The 18868-nt window shown below is 52.0% G+C and carries 13 protein-coding genes; 3 read left to right on the forward strand and 10 right to left on the reverse strand.

Features of this window, described 5'->3' with window-relative positions:
- Nucleotide 1: 1 nt before the first annotated feature.
- The 4 genes from Q3O60_RS10645 to Q3O60_RS10660 form a co-directional block, all read right to left on the reverse strand.
- On the reverse strand, nucleotides 2-3064 hold the full coding sequence (locus tag Q3O60_RS10645) for an efflux RND transporter permease subunit (protein ID WP_305893913.1): 3063 nt from the start codon (nucleotides 3062-3064) through the stop codon (nucleotides 2-4).
- The gene (locus Q3O60_RS10650) at nucleotides 3061-6369 is read right to left on the reverse strand and encodes an efflux RND transporter permease subunit (RefSeq protein ID WP_305893914.1); all 3309 of its coding nucleotides are present in this window, start codon (nucleotides 6367-6369) and stop codon (nucleotides 3061-3063) included. Before Q3O60_RS10650 ends, Q3O60_RS10645 begins: the two co-directional genes overlap by 4 nt.
- 98 nt (nucleotides 6370-6467) lie before the next feature.
- The gene (locus Q3O60_RS10655; protein WP_305893915.1) at nucleotides 6468-7523 is read right to left on the reverse strand and encodes an efflux RND transporter periplasmic adaptor subunit; all 1056 of its coding nucleotides are present in this window, start codon (nucleotides 7521-7523) and stop codon (nucleotides 6468-6470) included.
- Nucleotides 7524-7723: 200 nt separating this feature from the next.
- Nucleotides 7724-8701: a tetratricopeptide repeat protein gene (locus Q3O60_RS10660; protein WP_305893916.1), complete on the reverse strand. Its 978-nt coding sequence runs from the start codon at nucleotides 8699-8701 to the stop codon at nucleotides 7724-7726.
- Between the two features lie 264 nt (nucleotides 8702-8965).
- Here Q3O60_RS10660 and Q3O60_RS10665 point away from each other — a divergent pair, with 264 nt between their 5' ends.
- Genes Q3O60_RS10665 through Q3O60_RS10675 form a run of 3 tightly spaced genes read left to right on the forward strand, consistent with a single transcriptional unit; the run spans nucleotide 8966 to nucleotide 12448 of the window.
- Nucleotides 8966-9898 carry a phosphodiester glycosidase family protein gene (locus tag Q3O60_RS10665; protein ID WP_305893917.1) on the forward strand — a complete coding sequence of 311 codons (933 nt, stop codon included), beginning with the start codon at nucleotides 8966-8968 and terminating at the stop codon, nucleotides 9896-9898.
- A gap of 1 nt (nucleotide 9899) precedes the next feature.
- Entirely contained in the window at nucleotides 9900-10934 is a 1035-nt protein-coding gene (locus tag Q3O60_RS10670; protein ID WP_305893918.1) for a metallophosphoesterase family protein, read from the forward strand.
- Nucleotides 10931-12448, forward strand: a complete 1518-nt coding sequence (locus Q3O60_RS10675) for a C39 family peptidase (protein ID WP_305893919.1) — start codon at nucleotides 10931-10933, stop codon at nucleotides 12446-12448. Before Q3O60_RS10670 ends, Q3O60_RS10675 begins: the two co-directional genes overlap by 4 nt.
- Nucleotides 12449-12530: 82 nt before the next feature.
- On the opposite strand, the gene Q3O60_RS10680 is transcribed toward Q3O60_RS10675, so the two are convergent.
- From Q3O60_RS10680 to Q3O60_RS10705, 6 genes are read right to left on the reverse strand one after another with little or no spacing between them, the layout of a single operon-like run.
- Entirely contained in the window at nucleotides 12531-13001 is a 471-nt protein-coding gene (locus tag Q3O60_RS10680; RefSeq protein ID WP_305893920.1) for a hypothetical protein, read from the reverse strand.
- Complete coding sequence (locus Q3O60_RS10685) at nucleotides 13001-14587, reverse strand: gluzincin family metallopeptidase (RefSeq protein ID WP_305893921.1); 1587 nt, start codon at nucleotides 14585-14587, stop codon at nucleotides 13001-13003. The genes Q3O60_RS10680 and Q3O60_RS10685 overlap by 1 nt, the downstream gene beginning before the upstream one ends.
- Nucleotide 14588: 1 nt before the next feature.
- The gene (locus Q3O60_RS10690; protein WP_305893922.1) at nucleotides 14589-15464 is read right to left on the reverse strand and encodes a helix-turn-helix transcriptional regulator; all 876 of its coding nucleotides are present in this window, start codon (nucleotides 15462-15464) and stop codon (nucleotides 14589-14591) included.
- A gap of 15 nt (nucleotides 15465-15479) precedes the next feature.
- Nucleotides 15480-16433, reverse strand: coding sequence for an agmatinase (speB, locus tag Q3O60_RS10695; protein WP_305893923.1), 954 nt, complete (start codon nucleotides 16431-16433; stop codon nucleotides 15480-15482).
- Nucleotides 16426-17868: an aldehyde dehydrogenase family protein gene (locus Q3O60_RS10700; protein WP_305893924.1), complete on the reverse strand. Its 1443-nt coding sequence runs from the start codon at nucleotides 17866-17868 to the stop codon at nucleotides 16426-16428. The genes speB and Q3O60_RS10700 overlap by 8 nt, the downstream gene beginning before the upstream one ends.
- Nucleotides 17852-18775 (reverse strand): hypothetical protein, encoded by a 924-nt coding sequence (locus tag Q3O60_RS10705; RefSeq protein WP_305893925.1) that lies wholly within the window; start codon nucleotides 18773-18775, stop codon nucleotides 17852-17854. The genes Q3O60_RS10700 and Q3O60_RS10705 overlap by 17 nt, the downstream gene beginning before the upstream one ends.
- Between the last annotated feature and the right edge of the window lie 93 nt (nucleotides 18776-18868).

Below are 18868 nucleotides of genomic sequence, written 5' to 3' on the forward strand. Positions count from 1 at the left end.
ATTATTCAAACTGCCACACCTTATTCGCCCAACGGCTACTGCCGTGCAGCAGCCGGCTGGTCGCTTCGCGCAGCCGCACCAGACCATAGTAAGTGAGCGGCACCAGCAGCAAACTGGTTAGGGTGGAGAACAGAAGGCCTCCGATAATGGCAATCGCCATCGGAGCATAACTTGGGCCATCACCTGCCAACTGGGTACCACCAAGTGCCAGTGGCAATAAGCCCAATACTGTGGTCGAAACTGTCATTAAAATCGGCCGCAACCTGGCTTCACAGGCACTGATGATTAATGGCCGTAAATCAGCCTCTGGCGCAGCAGCGCGATCCTGATTGATGCGGTCGACCAATACAATGCCGTTATTGACCACAATACCCATCAGGACCAGCATACCAATCATGCCCATCACACCCATCGGCGTGCCGGTGAGGAAAAAAGTCCAGAACACGCCGACCATGGAGAACAATAGCGAACCAATCACCGCATTCGGCAGCAATAGAGATTCAAACAAGGCAGCCATCACGATGTAGATCATCGCCACGGCCAGCAACATATTCACCATCATCACCTGCTGCTCTTCATTCTGGCGCTGAAAACTGCCCTGAAAAGACCAATTGTAACCATCTGGCAAAGCAACTTGCTCCATCAGCTGGCGGATCTGGGTTCTGGCTTGATCCATATCCGCATCGCTGGCCAACTCCATCCTAAGCGCCAGACCGGTTTGTCGATCAAAGCGACGAATTTGATTTAACCTCGGCGCTACCTGTAGCTCAGCCAGCTGAGCCAACTGAATACTAACGTTGTCCCGCACAGCAATGGGCAAATCAGCCAGTTCTGACATTGAGTGACTAATACGTTCATCGTAGATCAACCGCATCTGCAATTCGCCTTGGTCCTGACTGCGAAAGGTTCGCAGATTCACACCGCGAAGTGCCAGTGCCACACTTTGTGCCACCTGCTCTGCCGAGATGTTGTAGCGAGCCAGTTGGTCGCTATGCAGCAAGATCTGTACTTCCTGCTGCCCTCGTGCCAAATCGCTGTTCACTTCAGCGATAGCCGCCAGGCTTTGCAATGATGGCTGTAACTCATCGGCCAGTTGCATCAACACTTCAGTCGACTGCCCATTTAGATGCAGCTGCAAACCACCGCTACCTCCAGAAAAACCGTAGGCAGGCCGTGATCGCACCAGCGCTGGCCAATCGTGTCGAATGGTCTCTTTTAAGGTATCGATTGGCATCGGCAATCCCTCGTGCAGCATTACCATGGTAAAGGCATAACCAGAGCGGTAATAACTGTAGACCGACTCAATATGAAATTCCTCTTTACGGCTATACAAGAAAGCTTCCATGGTGCGAACCTCGTTGCGTACCTCGTCCAGACTGTAATTGCCTTGAATATGATAATTAATCACCAAGCGGGTATCGTCTTCACCGCTGTAGTTATCGCTCCCTATTCCGCCCATGGGCACAACAATACTGGCCAGTGTTAATAAGGCCAGCAAGGCGGATACTTTTGGAAACCGCATCACCCGGCTTAAGGTGCTGCGATACCAACGCTCGCAGCGACTGCCGTTGGCATTGTCGCGGACAGTGACATTCAGCCGCGTTGTCAGCAACGGAATAATACTCAGCGCCATCACCAGTGATATGGCCAAACACAGGCAAATGGCAATCGCCACATGCTCCAGAAAAATGGTCAGTTCCATTTTCTGGCCAATGATATTGGGTAAAAATACGATGGCCGTAGTAGCAGTACCGGCCAACACCGCCAGGCTGACCCGCTTAACACCTCGTTCAGTCGCTGCCCGTACATCGCCACCCTGCGCACGTTCGCGGAAAATACTTTCTGTTACCACTACAGCATTGTCCACCAGCATACCAATGGCTAGCATCAACCCCATCATGCTAAGAATATTCAGGCTGTAACCCAAGGTATGCATGGCACCAAGCGCAATGATAATTGCCGCTGGCACCGAGAGTACCACTACCAAGGTGGTGGTAAGATGGCGCAAAAATAAAAACAGCACGGCGAAGGATAATAAGGCCCCGATCCCCCCTGCCATCAGTAAGTCCTTCAGCGAGGAGGTCACGCCTTTGGCCATATCATCCATCACATAGAGACTAATGCCCTGAAAGGCCGGATTCTGATCGGCGGCCTGCACCACCGCCAAAGCGGCTTGTGCCACATCGACTAAGTTTGCCCCCGATTCGCGGTAGACATTCATGCCAACAGCATAGGTCTGATTCAGATGGCGGCCGTCTTCCAGTTTTGGCAATTCCAGCGCCACGTTCGCGACATCACCCAGTTGCAAGCCAGGCCGAATAGGCAAAGCAGCAATCTCAGCGATCTCTTTGTACTCGCCAATTGGTTTCACCAGTATGCTTTGGTGATCATTGCGTAACTCACCGGCTGTCAAGGCAAAATTACTTTGCCGTAGCTGGCTCAGCAGCTGCTGGGCATCGACCTGCAGAGCACGCATTTTTTCCGGATCGAGCCGGATAATGACCTGCCGTTTGGCTACGCCATACAGCTCGACTTTCGATACACCTGGCACCCGCTCCAACGGCCGTTTAATCTGCTGCTCCAGCAAGTCATACGACATCGCCAAATCGCGTTCACTGGAAATCCGTAACTGAAAAATAGGCATATCGTCAGTATTGAACTGAAACACCAATACCCGCTCCACATCGCTGGGTAACAGCGCGCGAATACTATCCAACCGTTCCCGTACTTCTAGCCCTTTCGCGCTGATCGATTCATCCCATTTGAAGTCGAGCGAGATATCAGCACTGTTTTCATTAGAGCTTGAGCGGATGGCCTGAATGCCGGGGATCGTTGCCAGCGCTTCCTCGATGGGCCTGGTGATCAAGCGTTCGACCTCGGCTGGGGTAGCATTGCGATAAGGCACATTAATGTAGATTTGTGGAATATCAATGCCGGGGAATTTCTCCAGCGGCAGCATCCGGCTAGCCAGCACACCAAACAGCAGCAAGGAAATAAACAGCATGCTGATGGTCACTGGCCGCTTCAATGCCAGCCGGGTCAGCCATAAAGGTTGCTCGGTCATAGGGCCTCCTGCACGCTGTTATCAGTCTGTGTCAACTGAGCTGGCGCTGCGTGATCACGTGTAACCAGCCGGTACAGCACAGGAATAAAGACCAGCGTCAGTAAGGTCGACAGGAGTAAACCAAAAATAACAGTAATGGCCATTGGCGCCCTGATTTCACTGCCATCACCGCTGCCAAGCGCCAGCGGCATTAACCCCAGTACCGTCGTTAAGGTGGTCATCAACACCGGGCGCAAACGACTGCGTCCTGCTTCGATGATGGCATCATGCACAGAAGTACCATTTTGCCGCAGCTGATTAATACGATCGATCAGCACGATGGCATTGTTCACCACGATACCGGCCAGCATGATCAAGCCGATAAAAACAATAACCGATAAGCGAGTACCCGTCAGCCATAAACCCAGCACGGCACCAGCGCCAGCCAATGGGACGGTAAACAGGATCAGCAAGGGTTGCAGCAAGTTTTCAAACTGCGATGCCATCACCAGATACACCAGAAAAACGGCCAGTAGTAATGCCATTAACAACGAGTGGTAAGCACGGCTCATTTCTTCGCTCTGGCCTACTACTTCGGCACTGACACCAAAGGGCATCACCTGCGCTGCCAGTAACTGACGAGCAGTCTGAGTGGCTTGCTCCAGATCGCCATAGGCCAGATTGGCACTAATGACCGCCACCCGCTGCTGGCCAATACGGGTAATTTCACTGGGACCAAGTTCACGGCGGATCTCCGCCACGGCTGATAACGGCAATGGCGTGGCACTGCCAGGGTTGATAATCAGTTCAGCCAGCTGTTGTTCGTTCTGCCGAAACGGTTCGTCCAGCCGCACACGAATATCAACTTTGCGATCCAAAATGGAATACTGCCCGGCCACATCACCACCGACATAAACAGCCACCCGCCGTGCCACCTGCTGTGCGGTCATGCCAAGCTGTGCCAGCCGGCCATGATCAAAATACAGCGTCAACTCTGGCTGGCCCGGCCGCAAACTGGTTTTTACATCAGTAAAGCGTGACTCGGCCGCCAGCGTTTCAACCAGACGATCAGCTGCATTTTTTAATTCAACCAGATCATAGCCTGCTAATTCAATTTCCAGGGGAGTGCTGAAGCTCAGCAATTGCGGCCGGTCAAAGCGGGCACGAACATCCGCCATTTGCTGCAGCTGCTGCCGGATTGCAGCAATCACTTTGGCTTCCTGCTCGGCGCCACTACCCGGTTGCAACACCACATTTAACCGCGCCCAGTGACTGCCCCCAATGCTGGGGTCAACGGTCATCTGGCTGCCAGTACCAGCCTGACCATAACTACGATTCACCTCTGCCATAGCGCCAATCTGTTCTGCCAGTTGCTTGACCACTTGATCAGTTTGTTCAATAGCTGTGCCTACCGGCAACTGCAACTCAACATAGAACTCACCCTGCTGCAGTTCAGGCAGCACATCAGCCCCTAAACGCGGCAACAGGCTATAGCACAAACCAGCAATTACTAAGGTGGTGACAATGGCCTGCCCTTTAGCGGCGAGCGCCCTGGCCAGCAGCCATAAATAGCCTCGCTCCAGTAACTTCAGGCCACCTTGAACCAGCCACAATAACGGGCTGAACAACCAAGCCGTTAACCAGCTTAGAGCCCGCCACAGTAAGGTCAGCAAGCCAAGCAGACCCATCAATATGGCCCGACAGCTAATTGCCAGCCAGCTGAATGGTAAAGCTGCGTAATATTTGATCTGACTAAAGCGGCTATTTTTAGTGTGGGTAGTCTCAGAGGAGACTGCTGCAGGGCCTGTTTGCTCAGAGCTTGCTTGCTCAGCTTCTGCCGCTACTTTCCTGGCGCCGCGGGCAGCCATGGTTGGGATCAGGGTTAACGCCACCACCAGGGAGACCAGCAAGGCAAAGGTCACTGTCAGAGCCTGATCTTTAAACAGCTGACCGGCAATGCCTTCGACGAAAACCAATGGAAAGAAAACAGCGACGGTCGTCAGGGTTGAAGCCGTAATCGCCATGGCCACTTCGCCGGTACCCCGGCGAGCCGCTGTTTTAGCATCGGCGCCTTCTTCTTTATGGCGGGCAATATTTTCCAGTACCACGATGGCGTTATCCACCAGCAAACCAACAGCCAGGGCAATGCCACCCAGACTCATCATATTCAGGGTAATGCCCTGGCCGTACATCAGATTGAATGTAGCAATCACTGATACCGGGATCGACACGGAGATAATCACCGTCGCCCAGGCGTTGCGTAAGAACAGATACAGCACCAGCATCGCCAGCACACCACCGATCACGGCTGCCGACTTCACATCGGCAATGGCTTGTTTAATAAAGGCTGATTGATCGTACACCAGTGTCAGGTTATAGCCGGCAGGTAAGCTTTGCTGCAATGCAGGCAACCGGGCCAGTAAACTTTCGGCGACTTGCACAGTATTGGCATCACCCTCTTTGTAAATCGCAACCTCAATGGCTTCCGTACCATTGATATAACTAATGCTGCGCCGGTCAGCATAACCATCACGCACTTCAGCAACATCACTTAACAGTATCCGGCTCTGGCCAACCGTGGTCAGGTACAATTGCTCAATGTCCTGCAACGAATCAAACTGATTGATGGTGCGTACCAGATAATCGTAGCCAGGCGTTTCCAGCCGGCCACCAGACAGGTTGATGTTCTCTTCTTTCAGCCGCTGACTGATCAGGTGAATATCCAGCTGCAGCTGACTGAGCTTTTGCGGATCAACCAGGATCTGAATTTCCTGCATCAAGCCACCATCAGGCCGAACCGCGGCTATGCCTGGTAATGCTTCGACACGGCGCCGTAAATCTTCTTCAGCATAAGTGCGCAGCTCGGTAAGTTCCCGCTCGTTGCGGATACCTTCATCCTTACTCAAGGCCAACCGCACCACCGGCTCTAAATTTGGATTAAAACGCAGCAACAATGGTTTTTCGCTATCCAGCGGCAAGAACAACACATCCAGCTTCTCGCGTACTTCCATACTGGCCAGATCCATATCCGAACCCCAGCCGAACTCCAGCACCACATCAGAACGTCCAGCCCTGGAGACAGACTCGACCCGCCGCACGCCTTTGACAATACCAAGTGCTTCTTCAATGGGTTTGCTGATTAACTGCTCGACCTCCGCCGGAGCGGCGCCAGCGAACTCAGTTCGCACCGTCAGTGTCGGATAAGACAGGTCAGGTAACAGGTTGACCGCCAGGCGGCCCATCGAGACCAGACCAAACAACAGGATCCCTAAGGTAAACATCCAAATCGTCACCGGCCGGGCTACAGCTACATCCACCAGTTTCATCCAAATTTCCTCTTATTATTGTTTGTGCCAACAGCATGGTCAGATGGTGGCACCTGGGCCTGCCATACAAACCATGCTTTGCATTTCATGTTTTTGAATTAAAACTGACGGGTCGATACCACCTGGACCAGACTTTGCTCTTTCAGTGCTGCATGGCCTGCTACCACCACCTGAGCACCAGCTTCCAAGCCAGACAAAACTTCTACCGTGGTTTCAGATTGATAACCCAGATGCAGCGTTTGACGGCTCACCTGACCTTTAGCATCGACCACGAAGACACTGGCTGTGTTATCAGCCATCATCAATGCCCGCTTTGGCAGCAGTAACGCATCTGGTTTTACATCAAAGTGCAGTTCAACCTGAGCAAACATGCCCGGACGTAACTGACCAGCAGGATTATCCAGTAATAAGGTAGCGCGAACCGTGCCTGAACTGGCATCAACCACCGGTGCAACCCGGCTCAGTTGAGCCTGCACCGGTGCCAGACCGGCCATGGTCAGCACACCGGCCTGGCCAGCTTTGGCCTGGGCAATTTGTTGTTCAGGCAAATGCACAACGGCTTCCAGTTCGGCATTCGACACCAGATGAAATAAAGATTGCGATGCATACTGATTGATCAGCTGACCAGTTTTGGCGTAGCGGCGTGATACCACCCCGGCAATGGGCGCGCGGATCTCGGTTTCGCGAACTGCCAGCTCTGCCAGATCGACGGCAGCTTTGGTGGCATCCATTTGCCAGCGGAGCTTTTCGTACACTTCGGTGCTAACCAGTTGACGCTGATACATTTCCTGCATCCGTTGCCACTCGCCAGCCATACGGCTTAGTTCAGCCTGCTCTCTGGCCAGTAAAAACTGCTGCCGCTCATTATCCAGTACGGCCAGCAGCTGACCAGCTTCAACCTGATCACCTTCTTCTACCAGAATGCGCTGTACTATACCGGTGGTTTTACTGATGACTTCGGTTTCCGCCCGTGCTGTTAACGTGGTGGTGGTGCGGTAGCTGCTGCTGATTTCACCATGACGTGCCAGCGCTATTTCAACTGGAATAGCGATCGTTTCTGCAGACGTCGTGTTAGGGCTGCTTTGCGCCTGATTGCAGCCGGTCAGAACCAGTGCAGAGCTTAGGGTTGCAGCGAGTAAAAGTAATTTGTTCATCCTGGTATTCCTTGCCTGAGTCAAATTTAAGGTTATAAACCGTTATTGCAGCAGGTGTGCCAAGATGAATTTAAAAATTAAATAATTGATTATATTGAATTTAATTTAATTCGCTTGTTTGACTTTACCAAACAAGCGACTTAAGGCTAGTGAAAATTACTCTTTTTTAGTCAAATTCGTCACTTATCAAGTGAGTTAAATCATAAGCTTATTTTATTCAGCTCAGCCAGCAAGTTCTTATCCTGACTATTGGCTTTCAATGAGGCTATTAACTGACTGGCTTGCTCTTGCTCATCCTGCAACAGATAAAGTTGTGCCAGACGAAGATCAGCCCATTCGTTATAATCGTCCTGGCTACGGTAATGCTGTAAAGCCGCGATTCCTTTTTCCAATTGAGTCTTGCCCAGCAAGGCACTTCGACCTATCTGATACCAGGCAGTAAAAACTTGCTCCATCGCCTCGGAGTCATCGGCATCAATGGGTAATTGAATGGCTTGTTCAAACTCAGCAATGGCCTGATCATGCGCATTCTGTTGCTGATGGTAAAAACCACGAAATACATAAGGCTCAGGACGCTTGCTTAAATCATCTGACCTGGCAACCAGGGCTTCAAATGCTGCTAAATCCTCATTGGCAGCATGCACCTGTAGCGCCAGCAACTGACCTTGCAACGAGTCAAAGCTTTCAATCCGCTCAGCAACTGCCAGTGCCTGCTTAATATCGCCACCGGCAATGGATGGCGCCTGCATCAAAAACTGTGCCAGCGCATGTTGATACATCAGCATCTCAGGTTCTAAATCAGCTGCAGCCTGAAACGCATCGCGACACCGAATAGCAAAACCACGTGCCCGCAACATATTGACGCTTTGCGCACGATTGCAGCTACTTTGGCCATACCAGAACTGGTAGTGTGCATGATCACTCGCCAGTTCAGCGGCCTTTTTTAAATGCTTCTCTGCTGTAGCACTGTCATCCAGTCCCATGGCTGCCCGGCCATACAGATACCAAAATTCAGCATCTTTTGCATGGCTGCGCTGAAGTGGTTCCAGCAATGCCTGCAACTCCTGGTGTTGTTTTTGTTCCAGCAATTGCTTAGCCTGCTCCAATGCTGACTGTTCAGCAATCACGCTGCTAGCGCATAAAAGCCCCGCTAAAGCACTGTATCGTAACCATGTCATAAATCGTCTCCTGGCGATAATTTCATCTGGCAGATTACATGGTTGTGGACTACTGTTCACGCTTAAACTTCGATCTATATGCAACAAATTGTAACGATGCGTTAATGCTAGCCAGACCCAAGCAACGAATCGCTGTGCGTAGAAATAAATAATAAGAATCAGCTATTAACCTATCGTTAAAACCGATAGTAAGTCATTTTCAAATCATTGATCCCTTACTTAGAGTGATGGTTTTACGGCCTGTTTAAACCAAGTGGTGGTATTGTGGATTGTGCTCTGCGCTACGTTTTACTTTTAACACTTCCTTGCCTTCTGGCAGCCTGTGGAGGCGACTCTGACCATGCATCAGGCACGCCTTCGTCCCCCGTCAGTTCTGACATTATCTGGCAGCAACAAGATAACCTAAACCTGCCTGCCGGGGTCACATTTCATCGTGGACAAAAAGAGGGGCATACTCAATTTTCAGCCTGGTACCTGAAGCTTGATCCCAGCGTTGCTGAGCTGGCTTTAAACCCAATCAGACTTTCACCGGTAAAAACACTGGATCAACTGACTGAACCACACCTTGTTGCAGCCATGAACGGTGGCTTTTTTGGCGGCGATCAATCGTACTCTGCCGCAATAAAGGGTAATGAGGTGTTGAGCAAAAATATTGCCGCTCTCAGTCGTTTTAATAAAACTTATCCAGTTATGCGCGCCCTGTTTTTAACGGATACAGCAGGCAAAAGCGAAGTAACCTGGATCTATCACTTTGGTGATTCGGTTGCAGACATCCGACAATATGACCAGCCACTAGCCTATCAACGAAACTCTGATACGCCACAGCCGGCTCCTCAAGCTGAAGATGGAAGGCTCCTGCCCTCACTGGGTATGGCCATTGGTGGTGGACCTATGTTGGTTCAGGATGGCGCAACAGTATTAAGCTACGATGAGGAGATTTTTTGGGGGTCTGGTGTTGAGTTAACAGATACCCGGCCACGAAGTGCTATCGGATATACCGCCCAGGGCTATATTATCCTGTTCGTCACCAATGCATTAACTTTAACCGAACTGCCCGGGCACTTACTGAAGTTAGGTGTTGAAGGGGCTATTAACCTGGATGGTGGTGGTTCCAGTGCGCTGCGTGTCCTTGACGACACCGTGTTTAATCAGCACCGGCCCGTGCCCATTGCTCTGACCATCAGTCAGGAGCCATAGTATGTACGCCTGGCTTATCCGAACCCTCCTTGCACTATGTTGTGCACTGGCTACTTTCAGCAATCTGGCTAAAGATAGTTCAACGGATGAGATGACTTCGTCCGTTCGAATTGCCATCGTTGGCGATATCAATGGCGCTTATGGCAGCACTGACTACCCGGCTCTCAGTTATCAATTACTTGATGCTGTGATTCAGCAACAACCTGACATTATTCTCTCGGTCGGTGATGTGGTTGCCGGACAAAAACGCAGCCTGACTCCCGGGCAACTAGCCAGCATGTGGCAAGCGTTCGATGAAAAAATGCTGCAGCCTATGATCAATCAGCAAAGTGTCTGGATCCCGGTGATTGGTAATCATGATGGGTCTAAAGCTTTTAACCGGCTGGGCAAACGACTATTTGCTCAGGAACGGCAGCTGGCAGAACGCTTCTGGCAATCAAAACGCCCTTCCAGCCCGAATCTGACATGGCTTGATGACGCACACTATCCGTATTATTTCAGCCTGCTCTGGCAGGATATCGCCATTATAGTGATCGATGCATCTGGCGCAGAGCTTAGCGAGACTGAGATTCAATGGTTAACGACCACATTGCAATCACCTGCGGTGCAGCAGGCCAGACACCGCTTGGTCAGTGGTCACTTGCCCCTTATTTCAATCGCTGAAGGTCGCATGGCCCCTGGCGAACGTTTGCAGGACACGGAATCGCTGATTGCACTGTTTAATCGATACCAGGTCGATTGGTATATTAGTGGTCACCAACATGCCTTCTATCAGGCAAAGATAGGTAAGCTTGGCTTGCTGATGGCAGCGGGGATCCCGGCACGCCCGATCCTGACCGAGGCAAACAGCTACCACGTTTTCAGCATGATCCAAATTGACAGCGGTGTCACCCTTGAGCACTGGGATATTCAGCGGCAAGAGTCATTTTTACTCGATAAGCTGCCAGCTACCATTGATTCTGAACCTATACCACTGCGTCGCTGGCCGCAGCAATCAGAATTTTCAACTCCGACATACACTAAGGAAAACCCATGAAAAAACTGGCTATTATCCCCCTGAGCATTGTGTTAGCTGCCTGTGGCGGAGGCTCGGACTCAACATCAGATCCTGTGGCTACACCACCACCGCCACCTACCCAGCCTGATCCACAGCAAATCACCGTGGCGGAAAATAAACTATCTGCCTGGATCTGGTACATCGATCAACCCGGCTTAGTCAGGAACAACCATGCTGACATGGCAGAGTACCTGGCCGATCTTGGTGTTAAACGGGTCTTTATAAAAATAAGCGATATCAACTATCGATGGCAGGATAACAAAATTCGCTTCGAAGAAAGTGGTGTCTTCTGTGGTGAATGGCAGGATGCCTGCGAACCTGACAACATACAGCACTACATAGATGCCGGGATCGAACCCTGGGCCTGGACCTACAATGACACCCACTCTTACGCGGAACAGGCGGATATGTTGTACGCCGCAGCCAAAGTTGGCTACCAGGGGTTTGTACTGGATATTGAAGAAGAGTTTAATCGTGTCGATCAACCCTTGCATGACTTACTGCAGGCTCATCATGTGCGCTTACGGCAGGCTCGGGCAGAGGGGATTATTGATAACCGTTTTCTGCTGGCGGCCACTAGCTGGGGCAACCCGGAAGATCAGGGCATGAATATCGGCATCATTGACCAGTATGTCGATGCCCATATGCCACAAACCTATATTGAAAAATGGGGCGGTAGTTACCTCAGTGACATTGCAGCGACCATTGAGGCAGGTGATTGTGAGTATCAGCGTTTAGGCGCCACCAAGCCGGTGTGGCATATTGTTTCTCATGAAGATAATATCCTGACCGCGGAACAACTGGACACCTTTATCGCTCATGCCGGCCCCAATGCATCGGTGTGGCGTATCTCGGATGCTACCCTTGCCAACGCCATCGAAGGCATCAACTGGCAACAATTAGACTATACAGTGAATGATTGCAGCAACAGCAATATGGAGTTACTGCAACACTCCAGCTTGCCGCTGGTCCCTTATTACCACCAGCTTGAAAACCTTTACCAGCCGACAGCAACCTGCAGTGTGACCTCGCTGGCGATGGTGACTGACTTTTTTGCTATCACCACAGCATCCGATGATGAACGAGTCCCCGACCAACTGTACCAACGCTTCGGCTTGCTACAAACCGTTCCTGAACTGACCGCCGCGTTTAACGAGTTAGCGACAGAAGCGGGTATTCATGCCGAATCAACGGGCCTGATTGATGGAACCTTTGCTCAACTGCAGCAGCATGTTAGTTCGGGCTTACCTGCTATCGTGCATGGCTGGTTTACTCCACCCGGTCATATACTGGTGGTCACAGGTTATGACGGCGACTACTACACAGTGAATGATCCCTATGGAGAATGGAATCTGGAACGAAATGGTAGTTACGACACTGAGGCCTCTGGTTTTAACATCCGCTACCCTAAAGCTGCGTTTGAGCAGGCCATCAATGATAATGGCACGGACGGGGATTTATGGCTGCACTTGTTTCAACCAGTGTCCGACTAGAGGCTGGGATCTAACGGCAATCAAACAATCAACCACTGTCATTCAGTGGTTGATTGTTGACAGACAGTCGCCAGCTCGATAGTCACTCAGAAACCAGTACTATCGGTAACGGGCCATTCAGGCGTTGATTGGCTGGATTCACATCACCAGATAGTCGTTCCGGGTCCAGCTGAATTCGAACGATAGTTTCCGTGCTATCCAGCCATAGATCTAACACCCGTTCCTGCTGTGCCGCCCGCCAGATATCCACGGGCAACTGTAGTCGATACTGCTTATCATCGGCCGTAATGACCTGTACAGTGACCGGCATTGGAATGCCGCCCTGATTACGCAGTTGCAAACGCAACCACTGCCCTTCGATGGGCTCTGGCTGCCAGTTGTTTTCATCCAGAGGCCCAAAGTCATCCTGTGTTGAATACCGATCCTGCAGTGACAGTCGTTGCTCCACCTCAGCAGCAACAGTCGACGGCAATGGCACTAAAGCTCCTTCCTCACGCCCGGCCTGACGCCGCTGCCAACTGGCCAGCAGGGCAGGATCAGCGGGTGCAGCCATCACAATACTGGCTTGTTCCAGCGCGATATCCACATGGCGGTTAGAGAAAAACCAACCACGCCAGAACCAATCCAGCTCCAGCCCGCTTTGCGCTGATACAAAACGAATAAAATCGGCGAAGTACGGTCGCTTACCGGCCCATGCTGCCGTAAAGTCTTGCAAGATAGCGTCAAAACGCTCAGCACAAAGTGATCTGCTCGTGTGACCGGTGCGGAGTAGTCTGAACGTTGCATAGCAGCCGCTACCCCCGCCGGATCGCCATAAAAACTCTGGAACGAACGACTCCAGCTTTGCTCCAGCAGGAATGCAAGATAACTGGCAATACCTTCATCAAAGAAGCCTTCCCGTCGCTCATCGGTATTCACCAGCATCGGGTAATAGGCATGGGCTACTTCATGCATAATGCCGCCCAGCACATCGTGCTTTTCGGTGCGGCTATAAGCCGGAGCTGGTCCGTCGATGGCCGCATCCGGCCCGCGAAAACCAAGCAATTTTAAGCCAGGAAACTCCATGCCAATGCCTGCGATGTTGGCAATGGTTAAGGTGCTGCCCGGATAAGGGCCAACCAGCTGCTGCAGCTGACGAACACTGTGTTCAGCCGCAGCCAGTGCATAGCGCTGCCACAACCAGCGACCATTATCCGGAAAGGCGACTTGTAACCGAACCGGCTGCCCGGCTACATCGATCTGCTTCGTTTGCCAGCGCCAGGCATTGCCAGCGACCAAGGCAAAATCACGTTGCTGACTGGTGCTAAAATGCCATTCCCGCCATTCACTGGCCGCCCCTGCCTGAGTGACCCGGCTTTCACCACTGGCTTGCTGCCAGTGCTGACGCTCATCATCAGTCAGTATCTCCGGGTTATTTAGTTCAGCACCGGCAAACAACAGATAGTCGGCAGGTGCTGTCACCCGGACCTGATAATTGCCCAGCTCCAGACTAAATTCAGCATCACCAAGAAATGGCGATAAGTCCCAGCCGCGCCGATCAGTAAAAGCCACTGCCCTTGGATACCATTGCGTTAAAGCCAGCAGCTTACGCCCATCAGACAACCTTTCCACCCCGGCTCTGGGACGACGGGGATCAGCCCGATCCGGTAAATGCAAGCTCCAGTCAAAGTGCAGAGCCACCTGTTCCCCGCTGGCTACCGGTTCTGGCAAGACCACCCCATAAAAACTACCTTGCTGCCGCACTTCAAGTAACTGCTCATCAAGAAACACCTGTAACCTATCCAGGCCAGAGTGGTTTAAAGCAGGACGTGATGGTGGCTTTACCCCCTTAGGTACTGCACTCAGGCTGCTCTGATCTGTGACCAGACGTTGCAAAGGAAACTCAAACCAGAGAATAGGCAGTGACTGGGGTGACCGGTTGTGATACTGCACCTGTGCACGCCCTTCAACTAACCCAGCGGCCGGGTCCAATGTCGCTTCCAGTTGATAATCGACCTGCTGCTGCCAGTAGCCCGGACCGGGCTCACCGGTGGCAGTTCGAACCGCACTGGCTGGTGGCAGATCCAATGGCGCGAACCAGTCCGCCTTGACTGGCAGTCCGAGCAATAACAGGACACAACAACAGCGGTATAAATTCATACTAAGAGGCTTCCGGTAAGGCTGAGTTGTACTGCAGACGCGGGTTTTGCAGCAGTGGATCGCTACGCACCGGCGGCTCCGTCACCGTCAGCAAATCAATAAATAAAGCCAGCAACTCAGGATGCGAGCCGATATTTAGTTTCGCATACAAATTCTTCCGATGCATCTTGATGGTTTCCAGCCCAAGTTGCATCTGATGCGCAATGGTCTTCACACAATAGCCCTGCAGCATATAACACAACACCTCATGCTCGCGCGGTGTACAGACTTCGCTGCCAAAACGACGATAGAATGCTTCAATGTAATCATGCTCGATGCAGCCACTACCCTCGTGCAGCGGCAACTGTTGCTGATGCTGGATCACCAGGCTGGCAATCACATCAAACAATTGACTGGCTTGTTGCAGCTCGGCGGTCGGAAATAATTCCCGCCCGGCAAAACGTGCCAACTCGATATGCACAAAGCGCCGTTCAGCTGGTAAAGGGATCAGATAACCCACTTCATCAGCAATTTTCAGGTGGCGAAAATAACTGTTGTAGTACTGATCGTAATCATGGAAATCAGCGGGCACTATATCGCGTAATCGGAACACGCCCTGTTGTCCCTGTTGCAGCCCTTTGCGGTAAAACGGGTCCAGTACATAGGCCGACTTCAGGTAACGATCAAAATCATCACTTTGCAGCGGATGGCGCTGATGAAGTAACTCGGGTGGACGCTTGGGATCAAACATCAGCACCAGATACTCATCGGCAGGCAGCAGTTGCTGCAGCAGCTGGCCAAGCTCGGTGTAAAAACGGGTTTTACCACAAGCCTGCTGACAGCTTAATAACGCCTGGCTCCAGCCGGCCAAATTCAGGGTTTCATCAGAGTGTTGCATGGTATCTCCTCCTTATCAGCGCCGCTGCACGCCAGGCAATACGCAGAGCATCTCAAACAATAAATTAGCTGCCAGCAAGGCTGTATTGCCAGACGGATCGTAGGGTGGTGACACTTCGACTAAATCAGCTCCTACCAGATCCAGACCATGGCAACCCCGGATAATTTCCAGTGCTTGTGGCACCGTTAATCCGGCAATTTCTACCGTACCGGTACCGGGCGCATAAGCCGGGTCAATGCCGTCAATATCAAAAGATATATAGGTCGGATGATCACCAATTTTTTGCCTGACTTGCTTCATTAATGATTGCAACGAGCGCCCCCAGCACTCTTCTGCGGTAACCACCTGAAAGCCCTGTTGCCGGGGCCAGTCAAAGTCATCCGCCGCATAACCACTGCCGCGTAAACCAATCTGCACCACTTTATCGCACTGCAATAAGCCTTCTTCTACAGCGCGGCGAAACGGCGTACCATGCGCGATGCGCTCGCCAAACATGTGCTCATTGATATCGGCATGAGCATCCACATGCACCATGGCAACCGGACCATACTTTTCTTTCAGAGCCCGTAAAATAGGCAACGCGATGGTGTGATCACCACCGATCGTCAGTGGGGTTACATCGGCAGCCAGCACGTCACGGTAATGCTGCTGAATAATGTCGATGCTTTTGCTCAGATTGAAGGTATTAATCGGCACATCGCCAATATCGGCAATTTGCAGCGAATCAAAAGGTGCCGCCCGGGTTGCCATGTTATAGGGGCGAAGCATACGGGACTCATCACGAATTTGGCGTGGCGCCAGCCTTGCTCCTGGCCGGTTCGACGTACCGATATCAAATGGAACCCCAATAAAGCCAACATCGACATCGGTCAGGTCCTGCGCCTGTGGCAGCCGCATAAAACTGGCCGGGCCACCAAATCGCGGCATCTCGTTACCACTTAACGGTTGATTCAGGATGCGCTCAGTCATGCGCTGCCTCCTCATGGACAATGGATTTCAACTCCAGAAACTCTTCAACCCCGGCCAGCCCTAACTCGCGGCCATAGCCCGATTGCTTAAAACCACCAAAAGGTGCGGCATTGTGCCATTCGGCTGCATTGGTAAAGATTAATCCAGCTCGGATCCCAACGGCCAGCCGCTGGCGTTCGTCCGCATCGTCAGCCCACACCCGACCACTTAAACCGTAAGGTGAATCATTGGCCAGGCGCAGTGCTTCGTCTTCGTCGCTGTAGGGGATCATGCATAGGACCGGACCAAAAATCTCTTCCCGGGCGATACGCATGTCATTGTGCACATCGGCAAAAATAGTCGGGGCAATGTAATAGCCCTGACTCAAGCCAGCCGGACGCTCGCCCCCACCTGCAATCAACCGCGCTCCGTCTTCGATACCAGATTCAATGTACTGCAGTATGGACTGATATTGCTGCTGATTGACCACTGGCCCCAGAAAGGTATCCTCTGCTTTGGGGTCACCAACCACCAACTGCTTGGCCACATCAGCTGCCAGGTCGCATGCCTCCTGATACCGATCGGCAGGTACCAGCATGCGTGTCAGCGCGACGCAGGTCTGGCCGGAATTCATCATCACATCCTCGACCCCCAGTTTCACTGCGTCGGCCAGGCGCTCAGTCTGACCAATGATAAAGGCAGACTTGCCACCCAGTTCCAGACAAACCCGCTTTACCGTATCGGCGCAATTGCGCTGGATCAGTCGTCCAACCCGGGTCGAACCGGTAAAGGAAATACAATCAACATCAGGGTGCTGACAAAGGATATCGCCAATCTCAGCACCACAACCCAGCACCAGATTGAAGACGCCAGCAGGCACACCAGCCGCTTCTGCTGCCATAGCCAGCAATAAAGCACTGCGTGGCGTTTGTTCAGCGGGTTTGACAATCAGGGTACAACCCGCCAGTAAAGCAGGCGCAACCTTGGCTATCAATTGATGCAGCGGATAATTCCACGGCGTGATCAAACCGCACACACCGACCGGTTCTTTGCGTACTTTCAGCCGGGCATCCCATTGCTGCTCACGTTCAAGCGCTCTGGCATAACCAACATGCTTTGCCAGCGCGTCGATAGGGTCATCCACCTGCACCATTTTGCTGAACCAGAGCGGGCAACCCAGTTCATCAGTAATGGCCTGGGTTAGCTCCTCAGCATGCGCCTGCAGATAATCGGCCATGCTCTGCAAATACTCTGCCCGCTCGGTAAACTCCAGCCGGCCCCAGCTATCCTGTGCATGGTAGGCTGCAGCAACGGCTTCGTTCACCATGGCAGCATCGGCTCTGGCGACGCAGCTAACCGCCTCTTCAGTCGTGGGATTAATCAGCGTAAACCACTCTGGCGCCGCAACCGTCCGCCAGCTACCGTTGATATAGTGGGCATTAATGCGTTGTAACATGGTCAAGCTCCTTACAAATAGTCAGGTCAAACCCTTGCTGACAGGCATAATCGGCCAGTGCCAGTGCCACGGCATCAAATAAAGGTGCAGCCCACTGCCGGCCAGCTTCGATAGAGCCAACCTGATCGATAATATCGATGGCACGACTGACTTCCATAATGGTCACGGTGGGGCCATATTCAGCCGCCCGTTCAATCAATGGGTGCCAGGCAGCTGAAGAACCTTCCTCATCGGAATGACCACCACGAACACGAGGACCTTGATTACCCAGGCCTACCTGCTGGTAAAAAGGAGCTATGTAACGCTGGATCAATTGCTCCCACTCCTGGTTACGCGGGTTGGTGCCGGTCACCAGCATCTGGGCACCAGGCAAAGGATTTTGTGCATTCGGGTCGTGCGCATCAGCCGTCAGCAACACAGTTTGTACATGGGCATTGCCCTTATGGACACCAGCGATAAAATGCTCAAACCCCTGGTAGCCATCCAAATCTTCACTGTACTGCTGAATACTTGGTGTCAGCACGAAGAAGCCCAACGATTCCAGACGTTTTGCTAATTCCTGCTGGGTAATTTCATTCCATTGCCGGCCGATATTTTCGCCCTGCACACTGGCGCCTGGCATCATCTTGCCCGGCGAGGTGTATTGCTGCGGTACAATGGCAATAGGTTGTTCGGTTTGCACCTGGATCGCTGCAACATCGGCGTGGGTCCAGTTGTCACCGGTGTAATTAAAGCGAACCCGGTAATCGCCATCACCTCGCTCAAAGGTATAGTCACGGCCATCATCAAGGATCACCAGCCCGGTTGATGCCTCATGGTTTTGGTCTATATCTGGCGCATTGGATGGTGAACAGCCAATGATGAGTAAGCTACTGAAAAAATAAAATAAAGAACGTCCTGCGTGCATAACGAACCTACCTATTCAGGGGAAGTGTTCAGATGATGCTAGCAGGGGCTTGCAGAGGTGGCATGTTGGCTTCTATCGGTTTGGCCGATAAAA

The sequence above is a fragment of the Alkalimonas collagenimarina genome (genome assembly GCF_030717845.1).
Taxonomy (GTDB): domain Bacteria; phylum Pseudomonadota; class Gammaproteobacteria; order Enterobacterales; family Alteromonadaceae; genus Alkalimonas; species Alkalimonas collagenimarina.

Coding starts and splice junctions, on each gene's coding strand:
- Q3O60_RS10645 (WP_305893913.1), bottom strand. CDS start 3,064: ATGACCGAGCAACCTTTATGGCTGACCCGGCTGGCATTGAAGCGGCCA.
- Q3O60_RS10650 (WP_305893914.1), bottom strand. CDS start 6,369: ATGAAACTGGTGGATGTAGCTGTAGCCCGGCCGGTGACGATTTGGATG.
- Q3O60_RS10655 (WP_305893915.1), bottom strand. CDS start 7,523: ATGAACAAATTACTTTTACTCGCTGCAACCCTAAGCTCTGCACTGGTT.
- Q3O60_RS10660 (WP_305893916.1), bottom strand. CDS start 8,701: ATGACATGGTTACGATACAGTGCTTTAGCGGGGCTTTTATGCGCTAGC.
- Q3O60_RS10670 (WP_305893918.1), top strand. CDS start 9,900: ATGTACGCCTGGCTTATCCGAACCCTCCTTGCACTATGTTGTGCACTG.
- Q3O60_RS10675 (WP_305893919.1), top strand. CDS start 10,931: ATGAAAAAACTGGCTATTATCCCCCTGAGCATTGTGTTAGCTGCCTGT.
- Q3O60_RS10680 (WP_305893920.1), bottom strand. CDS start 13,001: ATGGCTGCACCCGCTGATCCTGCCCTGCTGGCCAGTTGGCAGCGGCGT.
- Q3O60_RS10685 (WP_305893921.1), bottom strand. CDS start 14,587: ATGAATTTATACCGCTGTTGTTGTGTCCTGTTATTGCTCGGACTGCCA.
- Q3O60_RS10690 (WP_305893922.1), bottom strand. CDS start 15,464: ATGCAACACTCTGATGAAACCCTGAATTTGGCCGGCTGGAGCCAGGCG.
- speB (WP_305893923.1), bottom strand. CDS start 16,433: ATGACTGAGCGCATCCTGAATCAACCGTTAAGTGGTAACGAGATGCCG.
- Q3O60_RS10700 (WP_305893924.1), bottom strand. CDS start 17,868: ATGTTACAACGCATTAATGCCCACTATATCAACGGTAGCTGGCGGACG.
- Q3O60_RS10705 (WP_305893925.1), bottom strand. CDS start 18,775: ATGCACGCAGGACGTTCTTTATTTTATTTTTTCAGTAGCTTACTCATC.